Source organism: Sphingoaurantiacus capsulatus (assembly GCF_042648405.1).
GTDB lineage: Bacteria > Pseudomonadota > Alphaproteobacteria > Sphingomonadales > Sphingomonadaceae > Sphingoaurantiacus > Sphingoaurantiacus capsulatus.
In genome coordinates this window covers 86,909-112,440 of sequence record NZ_JBHRXV010000004.1, presented here as the reverse complement: position 1 = coordinate 112,440, position 25,532 = coordinate 86,909, and the positions used below count along the sequence as shown (strand labels likewise).

The 25,532-nt window shown below is 66.2% G+C and carries 23 protein-coding genes and 3 tRNA genes; 19 read left to right on the top strand and 7 right to left on the bottom strand.

Annotation, left to right across the window (positions count from 1 at the left end; translation table 11 throughout):
* Positions 1 to 8: 8 nt before the first annotated feature.
* A complete protein-coding gene (gene hflK / locus ACFOMD_RS05720) occupies positions 9 to 1,073 on the bottom strand; it encodes an FtsH protease activity modulator HflK (RefSeq protein ID WP_380858198.1) in 1,065 nt (354 codons plus the stop codon).
* 86 nt (positions 1,074 to 1,159) lie between these two features.
* On the opposite strand from hflK, the gene ACFOMD_RS05715 reads away from it, so the two are divergent.
* Entirely contained in the window at positions 1,160 to 2,164 is a 1,005-nt protein-coding gene (locus ACFOMD_RS05715; RefSeq protein ID WP_380858195.1) for an Mrp/NBP35 family ATP-binding protein, read from the top strand.
* Positions 2,165 to 2,194: 30 nt separating this feature from the next.
* Positions 2,195 to 2,623, top strand: a complete 429-nt coding sequence (locus ACFOMD_RS05710; RefSeq protein WP_380858192.1) for a CoA-binding protein — start codon at positions 2,195 to 2,197, stop codon at positions 2,621 to 2,623.
* Here ACFOMD_RS05710 and ACFOMD_RS05705 read toward each other — a convergent pair.
* From ACFOMD_RS05705 to ubiA, 3 genes are all read right to left on the bottom strand, one after another.
* The gene (locus ACFOMD_RS05705; RefSeq protein WP_380858189.1) at positions 2,556 to 3,413 is read right to left on the bottom strand and encodes a 3'(2'),5'-bisphosphate nucleotidase CysQ; all 858 of its coding nucleotides are present in this window, start codon (positions 3,411 to 3,413) and stop codon (positions 2,556 to 2,558) included. The two genes, ACFOMD_RS05710 and ACFOMD_RS05705, sit on opposite strands and share 68 nt — an antisense overlap.
* The gene (locus ACFOMD_RS05700; RefSeq protein ID WP_380858186.1) at positions 3,406 to 4,752 is read right to left on the bottom strand and encodes a TldD/PmbA family protein; all 1,347 of its coding nucleotides are present in this window, start codon (positions 4,750 to 4,752) and stop codon (positions 3,406 to 3,408) included. The genes ACFOMD_RS05705 and ACFOMD_RS05700 overlap by 8 nt, the downstream gene beginning before the upstream one ends.
* A gap of 187 nt (positions 4,753 to 4,939) precedes the next feature.
* A complete protein-coding gene (ubiA, locus tag ACFOMD_RS05695) occupies positions 4,940 to 5,866 on the bottom strand; it encodes a 4-hydroxybenzoate octaprenyltransferase (protein ID WP_380858183.1) in 927 nt (308 codons plus the stop codon).
* A gap of 14 nt (positions 5,867 to 5,880) precedes the next feature.
* On the opposite strand from ubiA, the gene ACFOMD_RS05690 reads away from it, so the two are divergent.
* The 3 genes from ACFOMD_RS05690 (at position 5,881) to ACFOMD_RS05680 (ending at position 8,417) form a co-directional block, all read left to right on the top strand.
* Positions 5,881 to 6,615 carry a 16S rRNA (uracil(1498)-N(3))-methyltransferase gene (locus tag ACFOMD_RS05690; protein WP_380858180.1) on the top strand — a complete coding sequence of 245 codons (735 nt, stop codon included), beginning with the start codon at positions 5,881 to 5,883 and terminating at the stop codon, positions 6,613 to 6,615.
* A 53-nt stretch (positions 6,616 to 6,668) separates the two neighbouring features.
* Positions 6,669 to 8,042, top strand: a complete 1,374-nt coding sequence (locus tag ACFOMD_RS05685; RefSeq protein ID WP_380858177.1) for a glutamate--cysteine ligase — start codon at positions 6,669 to 6,671, stop codon at positions 8,040 to 8,042.
* Between the two features lie 195 nt (positions 8,043 to 8,237).
* A complete protein-coding gene (locus ACFOMD_RS05680) occupies positions 8,238 to 8,417 on the top strand; it encodes a hypothetical protein (protein ID WP_380858174.1) in 180 nt (59 codons plus the stop codon).
* A gap of 3 nt (positions 8,418 to 8,420) precedes the next feature.
* On the opposite strand, the gene rlmB is transcribed toward ACFOMD_RS05680, so the two are convergent.
* Positions 8,421 to 9,179 (bottom strand): 23S rRNA (guanosine(2251)-2'-O)-methyltransferase RlmB, encoded by a 759-nt coding sequence (gene rlmB, locus ACFOMD_RS05675; RefSeq protein ID WP_380858171.1) that lies wholly within the window; start codon positions 9,177 to 9,179, stop codon positions 8,421 to 8,423.
* A gap of 103 nt (positions 9,180 to 9,282) precedes the next feature.
* Here rlmB and ACFOMD_RS05670 point away from each other — a divergent pair.
* From ACFOMD_RS05670 to nusG, 8 genes are all read left to right on the top strand, one after another.
* Positions 9,283 to 9,368, top strand: a tRNA-Tyr gene (locus ACFOMD_RS05670).
* 45 nt (positions 9,369 to 9,413) lie between these two features.
* Positions 9,414 to 9,487 (top strand) — tRNA-Gly (locus ACFOMD_RS05665).
* Positions 9,488 to 9,794: 307 nt separating this feature from the next.
* Complete coding sequence (locus ACFOMD_RS05660; protein WP_380858168.1) at positions 9,795 to 10,271, top strand: hypothetical protein; 477 nt, start codon at positions 9,795 to 9,797, stop codon at positions 10,269 to 10,271.
* Between the two features lie 13 nt (positions 10,272 to 10,284).
* Positions 10,285 to 10,710: a DUF5991 domain-containing protein gene (locus ACFOMD_RS05655; protein WP_380858165.1), complete on the top strand. Its 426-nt coding sequence runs from the start codon at positions 10,285 to 10,287 to the stop codon at positions 10,708 to 10,710.
* Positions 10,710 to 11,591, top strand: a complete 882-nt coding sequence (locus ACFOMD_RS05650; protein WP_380858162.1) for a hypothetical protein — start codon at positions 10,710 to 10,712, stop codon at positions 11,589 to 11,591. Before ACFOMD_RS05655 ends, ACFOMD_RS05650 begins: the two co-directional genes overlap by 1 nt.
* Positions 11,592 to 11,646: 55 nt before the next feature.
* Positions 11,647 to 11,722, top strand: a tRNA-Trp gene (locus ACFOMD_RS05645).
* Between the two features lie 120 nt (positions 11,723 to 11,842).
* The gene (secE, locus tag ACFOMD_RS05640; RefSeq protein WP_380858159.1) at positions 11,843 to 12,040 is read left to right on the top strand and encodes a preprotein translocase subunit SecE; all 198 of its coding nucleotides are present in this window, start codon (positions 11,843 to 11,845) and stop codon (positions 12,038 to 12,040) included.
* A 17-nt stretch (positions 12,041 to 12,057) separates the two neighbouring features.
* On the top strand, positions 12,058 to 12,600 hold the full coding sequence (gene nusG, locus ACFOMD_RS05635) for a transcription termination/antitermination protein NusG (RefSeq protein WP_380858156.1): 543 nt from the start codon (positions 12,058 to 12,060) through the stop codon (positions 12,598 to 12,600).
* 108 nt (positions 12,601 to 12,708) lie between these two features.
* Here nusG and ACFOMD_RS05630 read toward each other — a convergent pair whose 3' ends face one another.
* Both ACFOMD_RS05630 and ACFOMD_RS05625 read right to left on the bottom strand, forming a co-directional pair.
* Positions 12,709 to 13,872, bottom strand: coding sequence for a hypothetical protein (locus ACFOMD_RS05630; protein WP_380858153.1), 1,164 nt, complete (start codon positions 13,870 to 13,872; stop codon positions 12,709 to 12,711).
* A gap of 4 nt (positions 13,873 to 13,876) precedes the next feature.
* Positions 13,877 to 15,130 (bottom strand): DNA cytosine methyltransferase, encoded by a 1,254-nt coding sequence (locus ACFOMD_RS05625; protein ID WP_380858150.1) that lies wholly within the window; start codon positions 15,128 to 15,130, stop codon positions 13,877 to 13,879.
* A gap of 281 nt (positions 15,131 to 15,411) precedes the next feature.
* On the opposite strand from ACFOMD_RS05625, the gene rplK reads away from it, so the two are divergent.
* From rplK to rpoB, 6 genes are all read left to right on the top strand, one after another.
* Positions 15,412 to 15,843 (top strand): 50S ribosomal protein L11, encoded by a 432-nt coding sequence (rplK, locus tag ACFOMD_RS05620; protein ID WP_380858147.1) that lies wholly within the window; start codon positions 15,412 to 15,414, stop codon positions 15,841 to 15,843.
* A gap of 3 nt (positions 15,844 to 15,846) precedes the next feature.
* Positions 15,847 to 16,551 carry a 50S ribosomal protein L1 gene (rplA, locus tag ACFOMD_RS05615; RefSeq protein WP_380858144.1) on the top strand — a complete coding sequence of 235 codons (705 nt, stop codon included), beginning with the start codon at positions 15,847 to 15,849 and terminating at the stop codon, positions 16,549 to 16,551.
* A 581-nt stretch (positions 16,552 to 17,132) separates the two neighbouring features.
* The gene (gene rplJ, locus ACFOMD_RS05610; protein ID WP_380859577.1) at positions 17,133 to 17,648 is read left to right on the top strand and encodes a 50S ribosomal protein L10; all 516 of its coding nucleotides are present in this window, start codon (positions 17,133 to 17,135) and stop codon (positions 17,646 to 17,648) included.
* Between the two features lie 50 nt (positions 17,649 to 17,698).
* Positions 17,699 to 18,079, top strand: coding sequence for a 50S ribosomal protein L7/L12 (gene rplL / locus ACFOMD_RS05605; protein ID WP_380858141.1), 381 nt, complete (start codon positions 17,699 to 17,701; stop codon positions 18,077 to 18,079).
* 275 nt (positions 18,080 to 18,354) lie between these two features.
* Entirely contained in the window at positions 18,355 to 20,667 is a 2,313-nt protein-coding gene (locus tag ACFOMD_RS05600; protein WP_380858138.1) for an EAL domain-containing protein, read from the top strand.
* 668 nt (positions 20,668 to 21,335) lie between these two features.
* The gene (rpoB, locus tag ACFOMD_RS05595; RefSeq protein ID WP_380858135.1) at positions 21,336 to 25,454 is read left to right on the top strand and encodes a DNA-directed RNA polymerase subunit beta; all 4,119 of its coding nucleotides are present in this window, start codon (positions 21,336 to 21,338) and stop codon (positions 25,452 to 25,454) included.
* The last annotated feature ends 78 nt before the right edge of the window (positions 25,455 to 25,532 follow it).

Genomic DNA, 25,532 nt, shown 5'->3' with positions numbered 1-25,532 from the left:
ACTGCGGCTCACTGATTGCTGTTGGCGTCGGCGGCGGCTGTGGTGGCAGCCCGTGCGCGACGCTGAACTTCGGGAAGCGGCAGGTACGGCGTGACGCCGTTCGCCTCGATGACGGTCTTGTCAACCTTCGCCAGCACGTTCTCCATCGTCTCGAGGTACATGCGCTTGCGCGTCACCTCGGGGGCCAGCCGGTACTGCGCGTAGACCGCGTCGAACGCCGCCGCCTCGCCCTGCGCCTGCGCGATGAGCTGCTGCGAATAGGCTCGCGCCTGGTTGAGATAGCCCTGCGCGTTCTGCTGCGCCGCCGACACGTCCTTGAACGCGGCATCGACAGCGGCGGGCGGATCGGCCTGCTTGATGTCGACACCGAGCACGTCGACGCCGGCACGGTAGCTGTCGAGCAGCTCCTGGCTGCGGACGCGCACCTGTTCGGCGATCTGCGCGCGCTGCGGGCCGATGGCGGCGTTGAGCGTCGCGGCGGAGATTTCGGCGCGCATCGCCGATTCGGCGACCTCGCGGATCGTCTCTTCGGGCTCGGCGAACTGGAACAGGAACTGTTCCGGGTCCTTGATCTTCCAGCGCACCGTGTAGGCGATATCGATGATGTTCTGGTCGCCGGTGAGCATCAGATTTTCCGACGAAGCGTCGGCCGACCCGATGTCGATGGTGCTGACCTGCTCGACCTTGGGCTTCACCACCGTGTCGATCGGCGCGGGCAGCTTGAAGTGCATGCCGGGGCCTGTGGTCTCGACATATTTGCCGAAGCGCATCACCACGCCGCGCTCCTGCGCGTCGACGCGGTAGAAGGAGGTGAAAACCACCCAGACACCGAGGACGGCGAGCAGGATGTAGAGCCACGGCGCCTTGCCGCCGCCGCCACCGGGCAAGCCGCGCAGCCGTTCCTGGCTGCGGCGGATGAACTCGTCGAAATCGGGGCCGCCCTTGCCGCCGCCGCCACCGCCCGAAGGGCCGCCGGGTCGCTGCGGGCCATTGCCCCACGGATTGCGCGGCCCGTTGCCGTCGCCGCTTCCCCAAGGGCCGCCATTGCCGCCATTGTTATTCTGCCAAGGCATTCACTATCCCGTCGTTGCGACCTGCCGCACGCCTATATACGAAGCGCCCTGCGAGAATGCGAGGGCAGGTCCCCGAAAGGATAAGCATGGTCGATAAAGCGCGGCTGATCGAGGTGCTGGAACGCGCGGCACCGGGTCGCACCAGCGGCGTGACGGTCGGCGCCGACGGCAGTGTCGGCTTCGTGCTGGCGGTCGACGGCATGGAGCGCGGCGCGGCGACCACCCTGCAAGCGGAGGTCGAGCGCGCGGCGCGCAGCGTGCTGGGCGTAACCGGCGTCCGCGCCATCCTCACCGCCGAGCGCGGCGCGGCGCCCGCCGAGCCGGGGAAGTCGATCCGCCACATCCTCGCGGTGGCGAGCGGCAAGGGTGGGGTCGGCAAGTCGACTGTCGCGGCGAACCTCGCCGTATCGATCGCGGCGCAGGGCTACCGTGTCGGGCTGCTCGACGCCGACATCTACGGGCCGTCGGTGCCGACCCTGCTCGGGCTCGAGGGGCGGGCGATGCTCGAGAACAACCGGCTGCAGCCGATGGAAGCGCATGGCCTCAAAGCGTTGTCGATCGGCAACATGACCGACCCGGACAAGGCGGTGGTGTGGCGCGGGCCGATGGCCGCGTCGGCGATGACGCAGATGATCGACAATGCCGACTGGGGCGAACTCGACCTGCTGGTGATCGACCTGCCGCCGGGCACCGGCGATATCCAGCTGACGATGGCGCAGAAGATCAAGCCCGACGGCGCGGTCATCGTATCGACGCCGCAGGACCTCGCGCTGATCGACGCGCGGAAAGCCATCTCGATGTTTGCCCAAGTCGACGTGCAGGTGCTCGGTCTCGTCGAGAATATGAGCGTGTTCGTCTGCCCGCATTGCGGCGAGGCCTCGCACATCTTCGGGGCGCACGGGGCGGAGGAAGAGGCGGCACGGATCGGCGTGCCGTTCCTCGGCGCCATTCCGCTGCATGCCAGCATCCGCGAGGCATCCGACGCCGGCCGGCCGCCGGCGACGGCGATCAGCGAAATCTCGGCGCCCTATCGCGAGATCGCGACGCGGGTGGTGCAGCGATTGAACCTTGCCGCCGGCCGTGCGTCCTGAGCGGCAGGCTCATGACATAGGGAGCGGCCGATGCCCCTCGAAACCGACGACGAGATTCGCGAGCTGCTGAGCTCGACCCGCACCATCGCGCTGGTCGGCGCGTCGGACAATCCGGGCCGCGCCAGCTATGGCGTGATGGAGCGGCTGCAGGCGCACGGCTACCGGGTGATCCCGGTCAACCCGCGGATCACCGGCGAGCATGTCCACGGCGAATATGTGTGGCGCGAACTCGACCAGATCGGCGAGCCGATCGACATGGTCGATATCTTCCGGCGCTCGGAAGACGTCGGGCCGGTGGTCGAGGAAGCAATCAAGGCGGGCGCCAAGTCGATCTGGATGCAGATCGGCGTGGTCAATCACGACGCGGCGGCGCGCGCCGAGGCCGCCGGCCTCAAGGTCGTGATGGATCGCTGCCCGAAGATCGAGATCGCCCAGCTCCGGGTCCCCCCGGTCGCCTGAGCGCGTTGATCGCGGCGATGCCGCGCCCGACCCGCCGCAGCACCTCGCCGTGAATGGCGGGGACGGCGGCGATGACGCCGCGCAGGCGTGGCACCGGCTTGTTGAAACGCAGCGGCGCGCCCTCGCGGTCGGTGATGGTGCCGCCCGCTTCCGACAGAATCAGGGCAGCGGCGGCGATGTCCCATTCGCCCATCGGCCGCCCCTCGAAGAAGGCATCGGCCTCGTCGATGGCGAGCTTGGCGATGCGCAGCGCAAGGCCGTTGGGCTTCTCGACGGCTGCGGCGTCCCAGCGTTCGGGCCAGTAGGAGGCGCCGATGGTGCTGATGTCCGCCGGGATGCGGCAGCCGGCGACCGAATCGCAGCCGCCGATGCGGATGGGCGCGCCGTTGAGCGTGGCGCCCTTGCCGGCTTCGGCGACAAAGAACTGCTGGCGCGCCGGGGCGTAGAGTGCGGCGAGGATCGGCACGCCGTCCTCGACGAGCGCCACCGAGACGGCCCAGCCGGTGCGACCGCGCAGGAAGTCGCGGGTGCCGTCGATCGGATCGACCACCCACAGCCGGCGGCGACCCAGGCGCTCGGCGTCGTCGGCGGTTTCTTCCGACAGCCAGCCATAGGCGGGGCGGGCGCCGAGCAGCCGTTCGTGCAGCAGCCGGTCGAGCGCGAGGTCCGCCTCGCACACCGGATTGTTGGGGCCTTTTTCCCAGGTTTCGACCGCGCCGCCGAAATAGCCGAGCGCCAGCTCGCCGGCGGCTTGCGCCGCCTCTACCGCCAATGTGCGGTCGTCAGGCACCCGCGACCGTCAGGCCGTCGATGCGCAAGGTCGGCACGTCGATCGCGTGACGGAAGCGCAGGTCGTCGGCGGGGGTGAGGTTGAGGAACATGTCCTTGACGTTGCCGGCGATGGTTACCTCGGCGACCGCCGGGCCGAGCTGGCCGTTGTCGATCAGGAAGCCGGCGGCGCCGCGGCTGTAGTCGCCGGTCACCGGGTTGAGGCCCTGGCCGATCAGCTCGGTGACGTAGAAGCCTTGGCGGATATCGGCGAGCAGCGCGTCGCGGCTGAGGGTGCCGGCGGCGAGGTGCAGGTTGCTCGGGCCGGCGCCCGGCGGGCCGGAGATGCCGCGCGAGGCGTGGCCGGTCGGCGCGAGGCCGAGCTGGCGCGCCGAGGCGCTGTCGAGCAGCCAGGTGGTGAGCACGCCATCGTCGACGATCGCGGTCGGGCCGGTCGGCAGCCCCTCGCCGTCGAACGGCTTCGAGCGCAGGCCGCGGCGGCGCAGCGGGTCGTCGAGGATGTGGATGCCGTCGGCGAAGATCTTCTCGCCGAGCTTGCCGAGCAGGAAGCTGGTGCCGCGCGACACCGCGCTGCCGGTGATCGCGCCGATCAGATGGCCGAGCAGGCTTGAGCCGACGCGCGGGTCGAACACCACCGGCATCTGACCGGTGTCGATCTTGCGCGGATTGAGGCGAGCGACGGTGCGCTCGCCGGCGCGGGCGCCGATCTCAGCCGGCGTGTCGAGGTCCGACAGATAGCGCGCCGAATGATAGGCATAGTCGCGCTGCATGCCGGCGCCTTCGCCGCCGATGACGCTCGCCGACAGGCCGTTCGACGAGGTGGCATAACCGCCGCGAAAACCCGTCGAGGTGGCGATGGCGATGGTGGCGCGGCCGGCGCTCGCCGAGGCGCCTTCGGAATTGGTGATGCCCTTGACCGCGCGGGCGGCGTCCTCGGCCTCGATGGCGCGTGCCTTCAGCGCTTCGGCCGAAACATCGGCGGGGTCGCTGAGATCGAGGTCGGGGGCGGCGCCGCGGCTGAGGCGGTCTTCCGGCGCAAGGCCGGCGTAGGAATCCTCGGGTGCTTCGCGGGCCATCGCCATCGCGCGCTCGACGGCGGTTTCCAGCGCACGCGGCGACAGGTCGGAGGAGGAGACGCTGGCCGAACGGGTGCCCGAGAACAGGCGCAGGCCGATCTCCTCGCCCTCCGACCGGCCGATGTCCTCCAGCTCGCCGAGGCGGACCTGAACGCTCGTCGAGGCGTCGCCGACATAGATCGCATCGGCGGCATCGGCGCCGAGGCGCTTGGCGTGATCGAGAGCTTGGGAGAGGCGCGCCAGCGCCGCGTCGACGGTCAGCATGAGGGGCAGGTAAGGCGTCGATCCGCCCACGTCCAGTGGCGGCGTTCCCTCGGTGACCGGAGAGCCCCAGGCTCGATAGCGCAAGTTCAGGACAGATGAGGGGATCGCCCTGCTCGGCGTCGCCTGTCTTTGGCGGACCCTCCGATCGCGGCGGCGTCTAGCTTATGCTTCCGCGCCGGGGCAACGCCTAGATTGTCACTGCGACGAAACATGCCAGGGCGACGAGGAAACCGGTAACCGTGTTGGCGCGGAACAGCCGCAGCGCGCGCGCCGGATCGTCGGATGACAGGGTAGCGACCTGCCAACCGAAGTGCGCCGCTACGAGCGCCAGCGCGGGCCACGCCCAGGGCGACGCGCCGGCGAGGAAAAGCGCGGCAGCGAAGCAGGCGAGGGCGAGCATGTAGAAAATCGCGACGCCGGTGCGGACGCCCCCGCCGAGCCGCCGCGCGCTCGACCTTATGCCGGCGAGCGCATCGTCCTCGATGTCCTGCAGCGCGTAGATGGTGTCGTAGCCGAGCGTCCAGAACACACCGGCGGCATAGAGCAGCAGCACGGGCAGGCCGATCTCGCCGGTTACCGCCGCCCAAGCGACCAGCACGCCCCAGTTGAAGGTGAGGCCGAGCCACGCCTGCGGCCACCAGGTGATGCGCTTCATGAAGGGGTAGCCGGCGACCAGCGCAAGGCTGGCAAGGGCGATACCTTGTGCGATGGGTTGGAGCTGGATGAGCACGACCAGCCCGACGAGGCAGAGCGCGAACAGCCAGTTCCACGCGGCGCGCACCGAGACGCGGCCGCTGGCGACGGGACGGTCGCGCGTGCGTTCCACCTGCGCGTCGAGATCGCGGTCGACGATGTCGTTGTAGACGCAGCCGGCGCCGCGCATCGCGAGGCTGCCGAGCCCGAACAGCAGCAGCAGATATAGGTCGCGGGGCAGGCCGCCGGCGAGCGCCACGCCCCACACGCAGGGCCAGAACAGCAACCAGGTGCCGATCGGCCGGTCGAAGCGGGCGAGGCGGGCATAGGGGCGCCAGGCGTCGGGCAGCCACTCGACCCAGCTGCGCTTCAGCGCGTCGGGGGTGGCGCGGTCGGTCGGTTCCGCAGGGCCTGTGCTCATGCTAGTCGCAACACATGAGCGATGAACCTCTGTCAAGCAGCGGGCCCCGGCTGTTCGTGGACGAAGCCCTTGGCGGCGGCCGCGAGCTGAAGCTGCCGACCGCGCAGAGCCATTATCTGTCGGGCGTGATGCGGCTGAAGGCCGGCGACACGGTGCGACTGTTCGACGACCGCACCGGCGAATGGCTGGCGACGATCAGCGACGCCGGGCGCAAGTCGGTGACCGTCACCATCGGCGCGCAGATCGCGCCGCGCGAGGCGGTGCCCGACCTGTGGCTGTGCGCGGCGCCGATCAAGCGCGGGCGCATCGACTGGGTGGCGGAAAAGGCGTGCGAGCTGGGGGTGGCGAAGCTGCTGCCGGTCCTGACGCGGCGCACCGTCGTCGACAAGCTCAACCTCGACCGGTTGCGCGCCCACATGATCGAGGCGGCAGAACAGTGCGAACGCACCGCGCTCCCTGAAATGCAGGAGCCGGTGACCTTGGCGAAGCTGCTCGACAGCTGGCCCGCCGACCGCCAGCTGATCTTCTGCGACGAGGAGGGCGGCGTGCCGCTGGCGTCGGTGGCGAAGCCGGGCGCCGCGGCGATCCTGATCGGCCCGGAGGGCGGCTTCGACCCGGCCGAGCGGGAGCGAATCCGCGCATTGCCGCAGGCGGTTGGCGTCGGGCTGGGGCCGCGGGTGCTGCGCGCCGACACCGCGGCAGTGGCGGCGGTATCGCTGTGGCAGGCGGCGGCGGGCGACTGGCGCTGAGCGTCACTTGAAAGCGCTGGCGCGGGTCGCGCGGCGCGGCTATGGCGCGAACCATGAGCACGCATGTCGTTTCTTCGGGTGATGAGCAGATCATCGAGTCGCGCGCCGACCTGCTGAAGGTCTTCGAAAAAGGCGAGAAGCCGAAAGCCGACTGGCGCATCGGCACCGAGCACGAGAAGTTCGTTTACAAGACCGCCGACCACCGCGCGCCGTCTTATGACGAGCCCGGCGGCATCCGCGACCTGCTGATGGAAATGACCGCGTTCGGCTGGAAGCCGATCGAGGAGAAGGGCAAGGTCATCGCGCTCGAGGGCAGCGATGGCAATGTCAGCCTCGAGCCCGCCGGTCAGTTCGAGCTGTCGGGTGCGCCGCTCGACAACCTCCACCAGACCTGCGGCGAAACCGGGCGGCACCTCGAACAGGTGTCGGCGGTCGGCGAGAAGCTCGGCCTCGGCTTCCTCGGCTTGGGCATGTGGCCCGACAAGACCCGCGAAGAGCTGCCGATCATGCCGAAGGGCCGCTACGCGATCATGATGCGCCATATGCCGCGCGTCGGGTCGATGGGCCTCGATATGATGCTGCGCACCTGCACCATCCAGACCAACCTCGACTATTCGTCCGAGGCGGACATGGTGAAGAAATTCCGGGTGAGCCTGGCACTGCAGCCCCTCGCCACCGCGCTGTTCGCCAATTCGCCGTTCACGGAGGGCAAGCCCAACGGCTTCCTGTCGTACCGCAGCCATATCTGGACCGATACCGATCCGCATCGCACCGGCATGCTGCCCTTCGTGTTCGACGAGAGCTTCGGCTACGAGCGCTACGCCGACTATATGCTCGACGTGCCGATGTATTTCGCGGTGCGCGACGGCGGCTTCGTCGATGCCGCCGGGCTGTCGTTCCGCGACTTCCTCGACGGCAAGCTCTCCGTCCTGCCCGGCGAGCGGCCGAACCGCGGCGACTGGAAGGATCATCTGTCGACCGCCTTCCCCGAGGTGCGGCTGAAGTCCTTCCTCGAGATGCGCGGCGCCGACGGCGGGCCGTGGGCGCGCATCTGCGCGCTGCCGGCCTTCTGGGTCGGTATCCTCTACGACCAGACCGCGCTCGACGCGGCGTGGGACCTGGTGAAGGGCTGGGGCATCGAGCAGCAGCAGATTTTGCGCGACGAGGTGCCGAAGCTGGCGCTGAAGGCCGCGAACCCTGGCGGCGGCACCTTGCGTGACCTGGGCCGCGAGGTGCTGAAGATCGCCGACGCGGGGCTAAAGGCGCGCGCGCGGCTCGATGCCGCCGGCGACAGCGAACAGGGCTTCCTCAACACGCTGCACGAAATCGTCGATAGTGGCATGACGCCGGCGGATCGGTTGCTGGAGGCCTATCACGGCCGTTGGAACGGCGATCTGTCGCGCGTCTATGACGAGGCGAGCTTCTAAAGCATTCTTTCCCTCTCCCCTCAAGGGAGAGGGGAGTTAGCTCGCCCCGCCTCAAATCGTTACGCCCTGCACTTGATCTGAAGAATCTTATTGCCCTAGAAGCGCGCCAGCGTTGGTAAAGCTTTGGTTCACCGAACCGTAGCTATTGGCGACGCGGGGGGCTTTTTGCGGACGGGGCAGGGAGCGTGACGGTGAATGGTGAGTAGCAAGCAGGCCCCCGAGACCGGTCCCCGTCGTCATGCGACCACGGAAACCGTCGGCCGCCAGCTCCGCGCCGCCTTCGATCCCGTTCCGACCAAGGCCGACGATTTCGCCGACCTGCTGGCGCAACTCGACGCGATCGAGAGCGGCGACGAGCTTACGCCTGCCGAATAGGGCCTACAGCCGCCGCACCGCCGCGTAGAGCGCGATCGCCGCGGCATTCGAGACATTGAGGCTTTCCACCGCCGAGCTGATCGGCAGCTTCGCCAGCTCGTCGCAATGCGCCGCGGTGTTGGGGCGGATGCCTTCGCCCTCGGCGCCGAGCACCAGCGCCGGCCGCGTCTCGCCGAGTGCCTTGTCGAGCGTCAGGTCGACGCCGCCGGTCAGGCCGATGCGCCAGAAGCCGGCCTCGGCGATCTCGTCGAGCGCACGGGCGAGGTTCACCACGCGTACCCACGGCACGATCTCCAGCGTCCCCGACGCCGCCTTGGCGAGCGCGCCGCTCTCATTGGGCGCATGCCGGTCCTGCGTGACGATCGCCACCGCCTCGAACGCGGCGGCCGAGCGCAGGATGGCGCCGACATTGTGCGGATCGGTCACCTGGTCGAGCACCAGCAGCGGATGGCGCGAGCCTTCGGCACCGGCCAGGATGTCGCCAAGCCACGGGCTCTCCAGCGGCTCGACCTCCAGCACCATGCCCTGATGCGGCGAATCGGTCTGCGCCAGCCGGGCGAGATCATGGCCGTCGCCGTACTGCACCTCGAGGCCCTGCGGCACGTCGATGCTGTTCTTGGTCTCGTGGGTCAGCCACAGCTTGCGCTTCACCCGCTCCGGATTGTCGAGCGCGGCGAGCACCGCGTGGCGGCCGTAGAAACGCGGATTGCGCGCGTCGGGGCGGTTGGCGGTGCCATGCTGGCGGTGGGGTCTGCGAGCCATGCCGTCTCCATGACGGCAGCGGATGCGGATCGCAAGCGGCGAAGCCTTGTTGACAGCCCGCCGCCGCTTCGCCACATAGCCCGCCTTCGCGGTGAGCGCCTGTGGACGGGTGGCCGAGCGGTCAATGGCAGCAGACTGTAAATCTGCCGGGTTTTCCCTACGTTGGTTCAAATCCAACCCCGTCCACCACTCCCCGATCTGGCGGGCCTGCCCGCCGAAGCTCGAAGAGCGCAGGCGGGTATAGCTCAATGGTAGAGCACTAGCCTTCCAAGCTTGTGATGCGGGTTCGATCCCCGCTACCCGCTCCAGCCTCCAAGAAATTGGTTTTTTGAAGGCGATTAAATTCGTCTCAGTGGGCCAGTTGTGCTATATTCTTAAATGAGAGTGGTTGGGGATTACTTGGCATCCCAAAGCTCAATTCGGACCTCTGTCTCAGCATTGCTGAGCACGTCCTATATAAGAAGAAGATGCCGGTGTTCGCTAACCTAAGGTTAGCGAGGCCGCAGCTCTCCCTTGGGGACGGTGCGCGAATTCGCGTGCCGTCCTCATTGCAACAATCCCGGCTCCCTTTTTCGTTTCGGTGCGTTTCCCCGGTCTGTTGTCCGGGAGAGCCCTGTGAAACGAGCTTTGCTTGCCGCTGCCCTGATCGCCGCGCCGGCGGCTGCCGCGCCGCTGATGATGCCGGCGGTGCCCGACTATGTGCTGGGGCACACGCAGAAGAACGCCACCGGTGCGATCGCCGAATATGTGCCCAAGGGACAGACGGTGCAGAACTACACGCGGATGATCAGCACCAATCTGCTCGGCGGGTTCGGCAAGGTGCCGTCGCCCGAGCTGATCGCCGAGTTCGCCAAGCGCTATGTCGCGGGCTGCCCGGGCGCCAAGGTAGTGGCGGTGCCGATGGGCAAGGCCGCCGGCGCGCGGATCGACTGCACCCGGCACCCGAAAACGGGGAAGACCGAGACGGTGTTCGCCCGCGCCATTCCGGCGGGCGCCGACCAATATATCGCGCACGTCACCTATCGCTACACCCCGATGCCGAAGGAGACGCTGTGGGCGCGCGACTTCCTCGGCGCGATGAAGATCGGTTGAGGAGGGTTTCCCGATGAAGTTGCGTTTCGCTACTGCCGCCATCGCCGCTCTTGCTGCCTCCGCCGCCATCGCCGCGCCGGCGGCGTGGAACGGGAAGTACGTCTTCGAGGAGGCGCTGGGGCCGAACCTGACCAAGACGATCAACCTGTTCGTCACGCATGAGTTGACGCTCAGCCCGACCGACTGCCGGATCAAGGCGCAGGGCTATCAGACCGACGAGACCATCCTCTGTACGGCGGCGCCGAAGGGGCAGGGGCTCGAACTGCGGTTCAAGAGCTATGGCGACGGCAAGACCGTCAACAAGTACGGCACGAAGATCTATACGGTCGGCGAGCCGCTGCTGACGCTGTCGAAGCCGGGCGGCAAGCTCACCACGACGTGGCAGAGCTACACCCCCAACAAGAAGTCGCCGCCGGGCGCCTATTTCAAGAAGGCCTGATGGCGTCGAGTGGCGGCAGCGCGGCGGTTCCTGACGCGGCGGCAGCGGCGGCGCCCGAGTCCTGGGCGCCGACCGCGTGCCCCTATTGCGGCGAGCCGGGCACCGGGCGCTTCTGTTCGGCCTGCGGCAAGCCGATGGCGCTGCAGTCGACGTCGCGGGCGGAGCTGCGCGAGGTGCTGGGCGTCAAGCTGCCGCCCGTCGCCGCCATCCTCTACACCGCCTGGCTTGCCGTCAGCAGCCCGGCCTGCCTGTCGCGGCGCTGGGTGGAAGGCGACCGGCGCGGGCTGGTGTCGCCGGTGGCGATGATCTCGTCGGTGACCGCGCTCACCGCGCTGATCGGCTTCATCCTGTCGCGCTGGACCGGCAACCGCCCGGCGGGCGTCGACGATACCGAGACGGCGAAGGGCGTGCTCGGCGTCGCCGGCTTCCTTGTCGGCCTGTTTCCCGATGCCTTTGCCGCGGCCGCCGCCGACCCGGCCGCCTTCGCGCAACATTTCAAGTCGACGGGGCAGTTGCTCGTGCTGTTCTGGCCGGTGCTGTTCATCATCCCCGGCTTCGTGATGCTGGCGCCGTGGACGCGGGTGCCGCGGCACAGGGCGCTGGTGATGGCGGCGTTCGAGACGGTGTTCGTGATGCTGCTTGCGGGCCTCCACGGTGCGCTTCAGGCGGTGGAAAGCGTGCGGGGCCTCGGGCTCAGCACCTTGTTCTGGCTCGCGCTCTGGGCGCATTCGGCGGCGCATGTGCGCTTCGGCGCCGAGACCAGCTGGCGCTATGCGCTCTCGCGGCCGCCGCTCGCCGCCTTGATCTTCCTGCCCGTCGTCTACATCTGGGTCACGGGTGTGGCGGCGTTGGCGCTGACGAGCTGGTCGTTGACGGGGTGAATCCCTATTGCGGCCCCCGAAGGCGCCAACTATACACCCCCGTCTCCGGACCCGGAGGAGTGTAGCTCAGTTGGTAGAGCATCGGTCTCCAAAACCGAGGGCCGTGGGTTCGAGTCCCTCCACTCCTGCCACCTTTGCCGTTGCGGCCGAGATGGTTTTCGGGTTCTGAAGGTTCACCGCCAGCCGGCAGCCGCGAAGAGAATCGGCGGTTGCGGGCCGGCTGCTTTTGTTTGTTGGGGAAGGCCACGAGAATGGCGAAGGTTTCGCCCGGCGAGTTCGTCCGGCAGGTTCGGCAGGAGACCGCCAAGGTCACCTGGCCGACGCGCAAGGAGACGATGATCACCACCATCATGGTGCTGATCATGACCACCGTTCTCGCGATCTTCTTCCTCGGCGTCGATCAGATCCTGGGGCGGATCGTCCGCTTCCTTCTGTCGCTCGCGGGCTAAGGGGTAAGTTCGGTCATATGGCGCGCTGGTACATCATCCACGCCTACTCGGGCTTCGAGAACAAGGTCCGCGATTCCATCGTGTCGGAAGCGGCGCGCATGGGCCTCGACCGGCTGGTCGAGCAGGTCGAGGTTCCCGTCGAGAAGGTGACCGAGGTCCACCGCGGCAAGAAAAAGACCGTCGACCGGAAATTCTTCCCTGGCTACGTGCTGGCCAAGCTCGAGATGTCGGACGACGTCTATCACCTCGTGCGCAACACGCCGAAGGTGACCGGCTTCCTCGGCACCAACAACAAGCCGCAGCCGATCAGCGAGGCCGAGGCCGCGCGCATCCTCAACACCAAGGCGGACGAGAGCCTGTCGGCCACCGCCAAGGTGAAGCTGAAGGTCAATTTCGAGATCGGCGACCAGGTGAAGGTCCTCGACGGCCCGTTCGCGTCGTTCAACGGCCTGGTCGAGGAAATCGACTTCGACCGCGGCCGCGTGAAGGTGTCGGTGTCGATCTTCGGGCGTGCGACGCCGGTGGAATTGGACTTCGAGCAGGTTGAGAAGACGAAGTAAGGCGCGAGGCGCACCGAGCCAGCGACGCGAACGCGTAAGCGTTCGTTAGCTGGCGAGTGAGACGCTGACCGCCCGGCCGGCGGGGCGCGGAACTGAGCGAAGGCTGGTCTATACCCTTCGCGTTCGTCCGGAAGCGAAGTGGCGATTGTCTTGCTGCTCCTGCGAACCGCCAGTCGCGTCATGGAGGATGGCCTCCAGATACCCTTCGCCAGCGGCAGTAGCCTTGTCGGCAAAGGTTTGAAAAATCTGTGCCGTCATCACTTCGATATCGTAGCCAGTCGTATCGGCCACCTCTCGGAACGCCGTCTGGTAGACACGCAGGAGCAGTTCCGGCCCGACTGCGCTCCGCGTCAGGGAGCGGAACGCCGATTCACCCACGAGAACAACGACGCCGGGAGCAACCCGTTCGACGGCGGCGCGTGATCTATGCCCTCTTAGCGTATTGCCAATAAGGGCGTCGTAGTAAATTTCTCCCCCATAATAGCTGCGAAGCGCGGCCAGCTGCAGGCCGAGACGCTCGCCGTCACCGCCTTTGGCTGAACCCGTCTTGCTCTTGATCTGGTGGAACTTCGGCGCATCGCCATCCGCCAGCGGCACCTGCAGTAGATCTGCACCCGGGAACGGGTTGGTCAGGACGTTGAGGACGGCTTTATTGGCGCCCGTCGGCTCCGGAACCCGGACGTTACCCCTCATTTCGCCGAGTACATCCTCATGGAGGTGACCCATCAGGCCCTCAATAATCATGAGGGCTTTGTGGGAAACCGTCGCCGACACCGCCTTCTGAAAGTCGCCGGCGCAGACAAGATACTGGGTCGCGGCCAAGATATAGGGGTCGAGCACATCGCCTGGGTTGCGTCCGCATTCGATATCGGAGGCTTGAGTAGGAAAATCTCCTACGACTCCCAAGACCTTGTTCCTGATTTGGCTGACGACCCGATCTGGCTCCGCAAAGGCCCGCTGAAGGTGCAGCCGCTGCGCAACCGCGACGCTGGAGTGCTGCGCGGCATGCCGTGGGGATCCTTGAGATACCAGCAAGTCCAAGAGTATCTGCACCAACTCGGCGAAACTCCGGTCGGCTAGTTCCGAACTGGGCTGCTCATACCATGCCGGCTGAGGCGCGATGGCGAGCTTCGTGGCCTCGAAAACCGCTTCCGCCAAACTGCCGGCCGAACTCATGACCGGGTCTAGTGCCGCATTTTGCGCTGAGGCGATCTTGGTGCGGAAACTTTCAGACAGCCCGTGAAACGGATGGCCTGGCGGGACGAAGCGCATTTCCCTAGGCCACCATGTCAAAGAAGTTGCGGGGCTGAGGAGTTGATTTCTTGTTGGCGGCGGCAGCGCGGAGACGTTTCACCGCTGCTTCCAACATAATTTCGCGATCGTAGGTGATCGGTTTGCGCTGCTCCAGTATGGCGCGCCCAATGGCTGCTCCCAGGGCTACGGGAACAGCGTTGCCGATCTGTAGATATTGCTTGTTCATTGCTCCCGAGAACACCCAATCGTCCGGGAAGCCTTGGAGGCGAGCACATTCGCGAACGGAGAGCGGCCGTGTGCGCGATGGGTGGCACATCGATGTGCCTTTCCGATTTGCTTTTCCAGTAATGGTTGGTGAAGGGGCGTCCCAGGCAAGTCTTCTGAAGAAGCCAGTCTTGCCACCTCCAGCAGCAAAGGAGTTGCCAAGGGCCACGGGCTGAAGCTCCTTCGGGAGCGAGCGCCAATTACCGCCTTCCGGCACAAGGTCGAAGAATCTGGCGACATCGCCGGTGTAAGAAGAGTGAGCCCCCGGTTCGTCCTCAAGATCAGCGATAGCGTCGCGCACCGTGGCGTATGGCAATTCAGCGTAGGGGCCGTTCGTCGGGGTGGGCAACGCGGGGGCGGGGCCGTCGCGCGAACCGATGAGGACAAAGCGAAAGCGCTTCTGCGGGGCGCCATAGTCGGCTGAATCAACGATGCCGAAAGTGAAGCTATATCCCAGCTTCTCCACATCACACAGAATCTGTCGGATTGCCGACCCCCCCATTTCATCTTCCGAGAGGGGGGCATTTCCGTCGATGCCTACGTTGGCGGTGTCGTAGCGTTTCAGGCTCCAATGTTGACCTGGGCGGTCTTTAATCGGCCGATGCCGCAAGGCGGAAGTGGTGATGCTCGCAACGTTCTCCAGCACGAAATACTTGGGTCTTATGACGTTGATCTTGGATAGGAATTCGTAAAGCAGATTGCCTCGGGGGTCAGACAGGCCTGCCCGGTTCCCCCCAGTCGAAAAACTTTGGCACGGTGGACCGCCTACCAGCAGGAAAACATCATCAATGCCGCGAGAGGCGCGATAGCCCGGCCAATCAAACCTGGAGATATCCTGCTCTAGGACCTCGATATTCGGGCGGTTTTGCCGGATCGTTTCGCAACACCAACGGTCGATTTCCAAACATGCAAAAGCGCCCAAACCGACCCGCTCAAGGCCGAGGTCAAGGCCCATGCCTCCGCTGAAGAACGACAAGACGACAGGTCGTTCGGGCGTGCGGGAGTGCGTCATCTGAAACCAAAACTCGAATTGCCAACGGCGACACCCTTAGCACAGCGATCCGGAAGGAGTAGGGGGACGGCTGCCTTGCCCATGGGTCCAACGTGCATTTTGATGAGCAGCCTATCGTTCGGCAGCGAGGCCCGGCTGCACGGCGGTTTCGTCGCCCCCTAGCTTTCCCCCCGACTCCTCGCTATACGCGCCCGCTTCCACCGGCTCCGGCCATGGAATTGCGGGAGGTTGCCCTCGGGTGGCCGCTTGGACCGCTAAACTTGAAACAGAGTGAGTGAACCATGGCCAAGAAGATTACCGGCTATATCAAGCTGCAGGTGCCTGCGGGCAAAGCCAACCCGTCGCCGCCGATCGGGCCGGCGCTCGGTCAGCGTGGCGTGAACATCATGGAGTTCTGCAAGGCGTTCAACGCCAAGACGCAGGATCTCGAGAACGGCATGCCGATCCCGACCGTGATCACCGTCTATGCCGACCGGTCGTTCACGTTCGACACCAAGACGCCGCCGGCGTCCTACCTCATCAAGAAGGCCGCCAACCTGAAGTCGGGTTCGGCGACGCCGGGCAAGGGCTCGGTCGGCAAGATCGCGCGCTCCAAGCTGCGCGAGATCGCCGAGCTGAAGATGAAGGATCTGAACGCGAACGACATCGACATGGCAACGCGCACCATCGAGGGCTCGGCCCGTTCGATGGGCCTCGAAGTGGTGGAGGGCTAAGCCATGGCGAAGCTGACGAAGAAGCAGAAGTCGCAGGCCGGCTCGGTCGACCGCGAGAAGCTGTACGGCGTCGACGAGGCGCTGGCGCTGGTGAAGGCCAACGCCACCTCGAAGTTCGACGAGACCCTCGAGGTCGCGATCAACCTCAGCGTCGATCCGCGCCACGCCGACCAGATGGTCCGCGGCGTCGTGACGCTGCCGAAGGGCACCGGCAAGACCGTGCGCGTCGGCGTGTTCGCCCGCGGCCCGAAGGCCGATGAGGCGCGCGAGGCGGGTGCGGACGTCGTGGGCGCCGAGGACCTGCTCGAGATCGTCCAGGGCGGCACCATCGATTTCGACCGCTGCATCGCCACCCCGGACATGATGGGCCTCGTCGGCCGCCTCGGTAAGGTGCTGGGCCCCAAGGGCCTGATGCCGAACCCGAAGCTCGGCACCGTGACGATGAACGTCGGCGAAGCCGTGAAGGCGGCCAAGGGCGGCCAGGTGGAGTTCCGCGTCGAGAAGGCCGGCATCATCCACAGCGGCATCGGCAAGCTGTCGTTCCCCGCCGAGGACCTGAAGGCGAACTTCGACGCGTTCCTCGACGCGATCGTCAAGGCGAAGCCGTCGGGCGCCAAGGGCAAATATGTCGAGAAGATCGCCTTCTCCTCGACGATGGGCCCGGGCGTGAAGATCGACACCGCCGCGGCGCAGGGCCAGGCGGCGTAAAGCCGATCGTGCCGAAGCCTGCGCTTCGCCCGGAAGAACCAGGAAGAGGCCGGGGCGAAAGCTCCGGCCTTTTCGTTTGAGGATGTGTTGCGCGGCCTTCCCCTCGCCCGCTTGCGGGAGAGGGAGGGGCCCGCCGCGGAGAGCGGTGGGAGGGTGAGGGTGTGCCGGCCCCTCCGTTTCGTCGCTGCCGGCTGAGGCTCGCTGGCGCTCGCACACCCTCACCCAACCCTCTCCCGCAGGCGGGAGAGGGCTTTAGGCCTTGGCTTGCCTTCGCGGCGGCCTTCTACTATACGCGCCGCTCGCTACGGGCTTGCCCGTGGCTGCCGTCCGAGATTGCCGGTGTCCTGCTCCCCTGAGCTTGTCGAAGGGTCGGGACTTAATGTTCGCCAGCATGAGACGGGGAAAGGTTTTACCGGATTGCCGTGGCGCCCTGTGCCCCTCGGTACCTTCCGGGTCTGCTCAAGCGGTGTTCGCGCCGCGCTCGCAGTCATCCGACCCCTCGGACATTCAACCGCCTTGCCGGCTTGCCGGTGGGCATAGTCGTCGTTTCGTGCGTGCACGAAGCGACAAGAGGAGAGTGCATGGATCGAGCTGAAAAAGAACAGCTTGTCGCCAAGCTGAACGCAGTCTTCTCCGAGACGTCGGTTGTCGTGGTGACGCGCAACCTTGGCCTGACGGTTGCTCAGGTCAACGATCTTCGGGGCAAGATGCGCGACGCCGGCGCCAGCTACAAGGTGGCGAAGAACCGCCTTGCTCGCATCGCGCTCGAGGGCACGGACTATGGTGCGATCAGCGATCTGCTGGTCGGCCCGACCGCGCTCGCCACGTCGACCGATCCGGTCGCCGCGGCGAAGGCGGCCGTCGCATTTGCCAAGACGACCGACAAGTTCGAGATCGTCGGCGGCGCGATGGGTTCGCACGTCCTTGACGTGAACGGGGTCAAGGCCCTGGCCGAGCTGCCGTCGCTCGACGAACTGCGTGCGAAGATCATCGGGCTCGTCAATGCCCCGGCGACCAAGCTCGCGCAGCTCGCGACCGCCCCGGCTGCAAAGCTCGCCCGCGTGTTCGGCGCTTATGCGGCCAAGGACGCGGCGTAACTTTTCACATCGCTTGAGACAGGGGCCGATGCCCCGAATGGAGATACAAAATGGCTGACCTTCAGAAGATTGTTGACGACCTTTCGGCTCTGACCGTGCTCGAGGCCGCTGACCTCGCCAAGCTGCTCGAAGAGAAGTGGGGCGTTTCGGCCGCCGCGGCTGTCGCCGTTGCCGGCCCGGCTGCTGGCGGTGGCGCTGCCGCCCCGGCCGCCGAAGAGAAGACCGAGTTCGACGTGATCCTCACCGGCGACGGTGGCAAGAAAATCAACGTCATCAAGGAAGTCCGCGCCATCACCGGTCTCGGCCTGACCGAAGCCAAGACTCTCGTCGAGTCGGCTCCGAAGGCTGTCAAGGAAGGCGTGAACAAGGACGAGGCCGAGAAGCTCAAGAAGCAGCTCGAAGAGGCCGGCGCCACTGTCGAGCTGAAGTAAGCTCGCAGGCACGTCGCCGTCCGCCACGCGGACGGAAATGGTTAAGGGCGGTCCCGCAAGGGGCCGCCCTTTTCCGTTTCGGCGACTCGCGATGGTGCGAGTCGCGCGCGGCGCCGACGTTGACGGCGCACCCGCCAAAGCGCGGCGAATATCAACGGCTTGGCTTTACCAAAGCTTAGGAAAATTGCGTCCAGAAAGGGGCGGATCGAGGGGTCCAAAACGAAGTTACCGATTTGCTAACCTTTTTATGGGACCAAGGGCCTGAGAGCAGACAGATGAGCTCAGGCACCCCTTCTTCGCCCAAGGCGACTGGCAGCAACCGCCGCATGGTCTGGTTGTGGGCGGCGATCATCGGCCTCATCTTCGGCGTCATCGAATTCGGCCAGCCGCTCGAAGACGTGCTGCGCACCACCCGCAACGCCATGCACGCGCGCCAGGCGAGCGGCGACATCGTCATCGTCGCCATCGACAACAAGAGCCTCGAGGCCCACGCCGACTGGCCGTGGCCGCGCCAGCGCCACGCCGGGCTGATCGACGAGCTCAACGACCTCGGCGCCGCCGAGATCGCCTTCGACATCGGCTTCAGCACGCGCACCTCGCGCGCCGACGACCGCGAGCTGATCGACGCGATCAACCGCGCCAAGGGCAAGGTCGTGCTGCCGATCCGGTCGGTGAAGGACGCGATCACCGACCGCCGCGTCGACATCCTGCCCTCGCCCGAACTGCGGCGGCAGGCAGCGCTCGCCAACATCTACGTCCAGTATAATTTCCAGTCGAAGGTCTGGAAGCTGGAATATGCCGCCGACACCGATGGCGTGACCTACCCGTCGCTCGCCGCGCACCTCGCCGACCGGACGGGGCGCGCCGGCGAGAAATACACCATCGACTACTCGACCCGGCTCGACTCGATCCCGGTGATCAGCGCCGCCGACCTGCTCGCCGGCAAGGTCGAGCGCGGGCGCATCGCCGGCAAGCGCATCATCATCGGCGCGACCGCCACCGAGATCGCCAAGACCTACTTCGTCCCAGGCACCGGCCAGGCCCCCGAAGTCTATCTGCACGTGCTCGGCGCCGAGACGCTGCGCCGCGGCACGCCGGTCGAGCTTGGCTGGCTGATGCCGCTGGTGGCGACGCTCGGCCTGCTCGCCGTGTATCAGTTCGTCAGCAACCGCTGGATCGCGCGCGTCGCGGTGGCGGGCGGCTTCGCCATCGCCTTCATCCTGCCCTTCGCCGCCGAGGCGCGGCTGGTGTTCTTCGACAGCACGCCGGCGATGACCGCATTGCTGATCGTCGTCTGCAACCGCTGGTGGAGCGACTTCCGCCAGTCCTACAAGGCGCGCGGCCTCACCAACCCGGTATCGGGCCTGCCCAACCTCAACGCGCTGCGCGAGGTTGATACCGCCGACATGACGCTGGTGGTGACGCGCGTGCACAATTTCGCTGAGATTACCTCGGCGCTGGCCCACGAGGCGGAGAAGATTCTCGTCGAGCAGATCGTCGCGCGCCTCGGCATCGGCTTTGCCGGCGCCACCTTCTACCAGGGCGACGAGGGCATCTTCGCCTGGCTGGTCCGCCGCGAGGGCATGACCGAGCTCGGCGATCAGCTGGAGGCGCTGCACGCGCTCTGTCGCACGCCGGTGTCGGTAGCGGGCGTGCATGTCGACCTCGTCGTCACCTTCGGCGCCGACGCCGGCGACCGCGCGCTGTCCGCCCGTATCGGCTCGGCGCTGATCGCCGCCGACGAGGCCAAGGAAGAAGGGCTGCGCTGGAAGGAGTTCGACCCGGCGAAGCTGAAGGACGCCGCCTGGAAGCTGTCGCTGCTCGGCCGCATCGATTCCGCCATCGATTCCGGCGAGATGTGGGTCGCCTATCAGCCGAAGCTCGATCTCGCGACGCGACGGATCATCGGCGCCGAGGCGCTGGTGCGCTGGTCGCACCCGGAAAAGGGCGAGATCAGCCCCGCCGAATTCATCCCGGCCGCCGAGCAGGCCAACCGCATCGAGAAGCTGACCGCCCATGTTCTCGACGATGCGGTGCGCGCCGCCGCCGCGATAAACGGTCGCGGTGTCGACTTCGACATCGCCGTCAACCTGTCGGCGCGCCTGCTCGACGGCACCGACATCGTCGATCAGATCCGCGACCTGCTGGCGAAACACCGTCTGCCTGCCAACAAGCTGACCCTCGAGGTCACCGAATCCGCGGCGATGGTCAGCAGCAACCAGTCGTTCGAGGTGCTCGAGCAGTTGCGCGCCGTTGGCGTCAACATCGCCATTGACGACTATGGCACCGGCTTCTCGACGCTGGAATATCTGAAGAAAATCCCGGCGACCGAGATCAAGATCGATCGCGGCTTCGTGCGGATGATCGACCGCAGCCACTCCGACAAGCTGATGGTCAACTCGACGATCCAGCTCGCGCACTCGCTGGGCCGCAAGGTTGTCGCCGAAGGCGTCGAGTCGGAGGAAATACTCGAGGCGCTCGCGGCAATGGGCTGCGACGATGCGCAAGGCTACCTGATCGGAAGACCGATGAAACTGCGGGCGCTCATAAAGCAGTTGATTCTGGAATACCGTAAAATTGCTGCATAAGCCGAGTGAAGATTGGCTCGTAACTCCCTGTTAACCATTAAACTCTTGTTAACCACATTCGTTAAGCATAACTTTCGATTCGACTCCGGGGCGCGATTCGATCCCGGAGTCGGTCGAAAGGGAAACATATGGATCGCAAAGTTCTGCGCCCGGGTACGACCCGGTGGAGCTTCTGGGATTGGCTTCTGGGCGGCGGCGCCAACTAAGCGCCGTCGGCTAACAGCCGAGACTAGAGAGGGCCTCAGCCGCAAGGGTGAGGCCCTTTTTGCATCCGGGCAGATCGCCGCCGAAATCGTTACGCCGGCGTATTTTGAAGCCCCGCCGGCAATTGCCCTCTCGACGTGCGGGCCGGCGCCCCCTATATCGCCGTTTCCGATTTTGACGGCAGGCCGCGCGCGTTCGTGTGAGGCCGCCACCGCTTCGGCCCTACGAGAAACGATCCGCGTTGCGCACGGATCGAACGAATAGGGGGCCGGACTAGCGGACGAGACGACGCATTGAACTGTGGTTTCCCAGAGCCGGGGAGCCGCAGTTTTTCGCGTCGTTCGCTTTGTTTGCGTGCCTTTCAGGCGCGCGGGTGGTCCGGGGCGATGAACGCCGGATCGCAACAAATGGCTCCCGCCGGTGCAACGCCGGCAGGTGGAAATACAGCAGCGAGGCGCTATTTCATGGCAACCCAGGCGATGTCGTTCACGGGGCGCAAGCGCATCCGCAAGACCTTCGGGCATATCTCGGAAGTCGTGCAGATGCCGAACCTCATCGAGGTTCAGCGCGAATCCTACGAGCAGTTCCTTCGCTCGCGGCCCGAGGACAGCTATGTGTCGGGGCTGGAGAAGACGCTGCGGTCGGTGTTCCCGATCCGCGACTTCGCCGGCACCGCCGAGCTCGACTTCGTGCACTATGAGCTCGAAGAGCCGAAGTACGACATCGACGAGTGCCGCCAGCGCGGCATCACCTATGCCGCGCCGATGCGCGTCACGCTCCGCCTGATCGTGTTCGAGGTCGATCCCGATACCGAGGCCCGGTCGGTGCTCGATATCAAGGAGCAGGACGTCTACATGGGCGACATGCCGCTGATGACGCCGAACGGCACGTTCGTCGTCAACGGCACGGAGCGCGTGATCGTCAGCCAGATGCACCGGTCGCCGGGCGTGTTCTTCGACCACGACCGCGGCAAGACGCACGCGTCGGGCAAGTTCCTTTTCGCGGCGCGGGTGATCCCGTACCGCGGCTCGTGGCTCGACTTCGAATATGACGCCAAGGACATCGTCAACGTTCGCATCGACCGCAAGCGCAAGCTGCCGGTGACGACGCTGCTCTATGCGCTCGGCATGCATTCGGAAGAAATCCTGAACGCCTTCTACGGCCGCGTCGCCTGGGTGCGTGCCAAGGACGGCTGGAAGGTGCCCTTCGAGGCCGACCAGTGGCGCGGCAGCAAGCCGACGTTCGACGTCGTCAACGGCGAGAGCGGCGAGGTCGTGTTCCCGGCCGGCCAGAAGATCACGCCGCGCGCCGCGCGCAAGGCGCAGACCGACGGCCTCAAGGAGCTGCTGATCCCGACCGACGAGATCTTCGGCCGCTATGCCGCCTTCGACCTCATCAACGAGTCGACCGGCGAGATCTACATCGAGGCGGGCGACGAGCTGTCGGCCGCCAACCTCGAGAAGCTCGACAAGGCAGGCATCGACCGGATCGAGCTGCTCGACATCGACCACGTCAACGTGGGTCCGTGGATCCGCAACACGCTGATGGCCGACAAGGTCGAGGAGCGCGACCATGCGCTCGCCGAGATCTATCGCGTCATGCGCCCCGGCGAGCCGCCGACGCGTGAGACCGCCGAAGGCATGTTCTACGGCCTGTTCTTCGATCCGGAGCGCTACGACCTGTCGTCGGTGGGCCGCGTAAAGATGAACATGCGCCTCGACCTCGATGCCGAGGACACCGTCACCACGCTGCGCCAGGAGGATATCCTCGCCGTCGTGAAGACCCTCGTCGACCTGAAGGACGGCAAGGGCGAGATCGACGACATCGACAACCTCGGCAACCGCCGCGTCCGTTCGGTGGGCGAGCTGCTCGAGAACCAGTATCGCGTCGGCCTGCTCCGCATGGAGCGCGCCGTGAAGGAGCGCATGAGCTCGGTCGATATCTCGACCGTCATGCCGAACGACCTGATCAACGCGAAGCCGGCGGTTGCCGCGGTGCGCGAGTTCTTCGGCTCGTCGCAGCTCTCGCAGTTCATGGACCAGACCAACCCGCTCTCCGAAGTGACACACAAGCGTCGCGTCTCGGCGCTCGGGCCGGGCGGCCTCACCCGCGAGCGCGCGGGCTTCGAGGTCCGCGACGTCCATCCGACCCACTATGGCCGCATCTGCCCGATCGAGACGCCGGAAGGCCCGAACATCGGTCTGATCAACAGCCTCGCGACCTTCAGCCGCGTCAACAAGTACGGCTTCATCGAGACGCCGTACCGCAAGGTCGACGCCGGCCGCGTCACCGACGACGTCGTCTACCTGTCGGCGATGGAAGAGGCGAAGCACACGATCGCCCAGGCCAACGCCGAAGTCGACGGCAAGGGCGTGCTCGTCGAGGACCTGATCTCGGCCCGCGAGGCCGGCGAGTTCCTGATGGCGCCGCGCGATCACATCACGCTGATGGACGTGTCGCCGAAGCAGCTCGTGTCGGTCGCCGCGTCGCTGATTCCGTTCCTCGAGAACGACGACGCCAACCGCGCGCTGATGGGCTCTAACATGCAGCGCCAGGCCGTGCCGCTGATCCGCGCCGAGGCGCCGTTCGTCGGCACCGGCATGGAAGGCACCGTCGCCCGTGACTCGGGTGCCGCGATCGCCGCGCGCCGCACCGGCATCATCGACCAGGTGGACGCGACGCGTATCGTTATCCGCGCCACCGAGGACGTCGAATCCGGCAAGTCGGGCGTCGACATCTACACGCTGATGAAGTTCCAGCGCTCGAACCAGTCGACCTGCATCAACCAGCGTCCGCTGGTGAAGGTCGGCGATATCGTTCGCAAGGGCGACATCATCGCCGACGGCCCGTCGACGCAGCTCGGCGAGCTGGCGTTGGGGCGCAACGCGCTCGTCGCGTTCATGCCGTGGAACGGCTACAACTACGAGGATTCGATCCTCATCTCCGAACGCATCGTGAAGGACGACGTGTTCACCTCGATCCACATCGAGGAGTTCGAGGTGATGGCCCGCGACACCAAGCTCGGGCCGGAAGACATCACCCGCGACATCCCGAACGTCGGTGAAGAGGCGCTGCGCAACCTCGACGAGGCGGGCATCGTCTACATCGGCGCCGAGGTCGAGCCGGGCGACATCCTCGTCGGCAAGATCACGCCGAAGGGCGAATCGCCGATGACGCCGGAGGAAAAGCTCCTCCGCGCCATCTTCGGCGAAAAGGCCTCGGACGTGCGCGACACGTCGCTGAAGCTGCCGCCGGGCGTCTCGGGCACCATCGTCGGCGTGCGCGTGTTCAACCGCCACGGCATCGACAAGGACGAGCGCGCGCTCTCGATCGAGCGCGAGGAGATCGAGCGTCTCGCGAAGGATCGCGAGGACGAGCGGGCCATTCTTGACCGCGCCACCTATGCGCGTCTTCGTGAAGCGTTGCTCGGCAAGGAAGTCGCCGCCGCGCCGAAGGGCATCAAGAAGGGCACCGCCATCGATCAGGCGATGCTTGAGGACAACCCGCGTCGCGACTGGTGGAAGTTCGCCATCGCCGACGATGCCGGCCAGGCCGACATCGAGGCGTTGCAGGGCCAGTGGCAGGACGCGCAGAAGAGCCTCGAGAAGCGCTTCGAGGAGAAGGTCGAGAAGCTGCAGCGCGGTGACGAACTGCCGCCGGGCGTGCTGAAGATGGTCAAGGTCTTCGTCGCGGTGAAGCGCAAGCTGCAGCCGGGCGACAAGATGGCCGGCCGTCACGGCAACAAGGGCGTCATCTCGCGCATCCTGCCGATCGAGGACATGCCGTTCCTCGAGGACGGCACGCATGTCGACATCGTGCTCAACCCGCTGGGCGTGCCGTCGCGCATGAACGTCGGGCAGATCTTCGAGACCCACCTCGGCTGGGCCGCGCGCGGCCTTGGCCGGCAGATCTCGCAGATGCTCGAGGACATCCACGCCAAGGGCTTCGGCGACGGGCAGGCGAACACGCTGCGCTCGCGCCTGAAGACGATCTACGGCGAGCCGCACGAGGCGGAAATCGACGCGCTGTCGGACGAGCAGATGGCCGAAATGGCCTCGAACCTCGCTGCCGGCGTGCCGATGGCCACCCCGGTGTTCGACGGCGCCCGCGAAGCCGACGTGTCGGCGATGCTGGAGCTGGCGGGTCTCGACCCGTCGGGTCAGGTCGAGCTGTACGACGGTCGCACCGGCGAGCAGTTCGATCGCAAGGTGACCGTGGGCTACATCTACATGCTGAAGCTCCACCATCTCGTGGACGACAAGATCCACGCGCGTTCGATCGGGCCGTACAGCCTCGTCACCCAGCAGCCGCTGGGCGGTAAGGCGCAGTTCGGCGGCCAGCGCTTCGGTGAAATGGAAGTGTGGGCGCTGCAGGCGTACGGCGCGGCGTACACGCTCCAGGAAATGCTGACGGTGAAGTCCGACGACGTCGTCGGCCGCACCAAGGTCTACGAGGCGATCGTCAAGGGCGACGACACCTTCGAGGCCGGCATTCCGGAGTCGTTCAACGTGCTCGTCAAGGAAATGCGCTCGCTCGGCCTCAACGTCGAGTTGCAGAACACGCCCGCCGAGGACGCCGCCTGATCCGCTGTTCGCCCGGCGCGCCCTGAAAGGCGCGCCGGCGCGGACGGCCCTCCGCCATCCCGGCGGCTTGTGAATTCT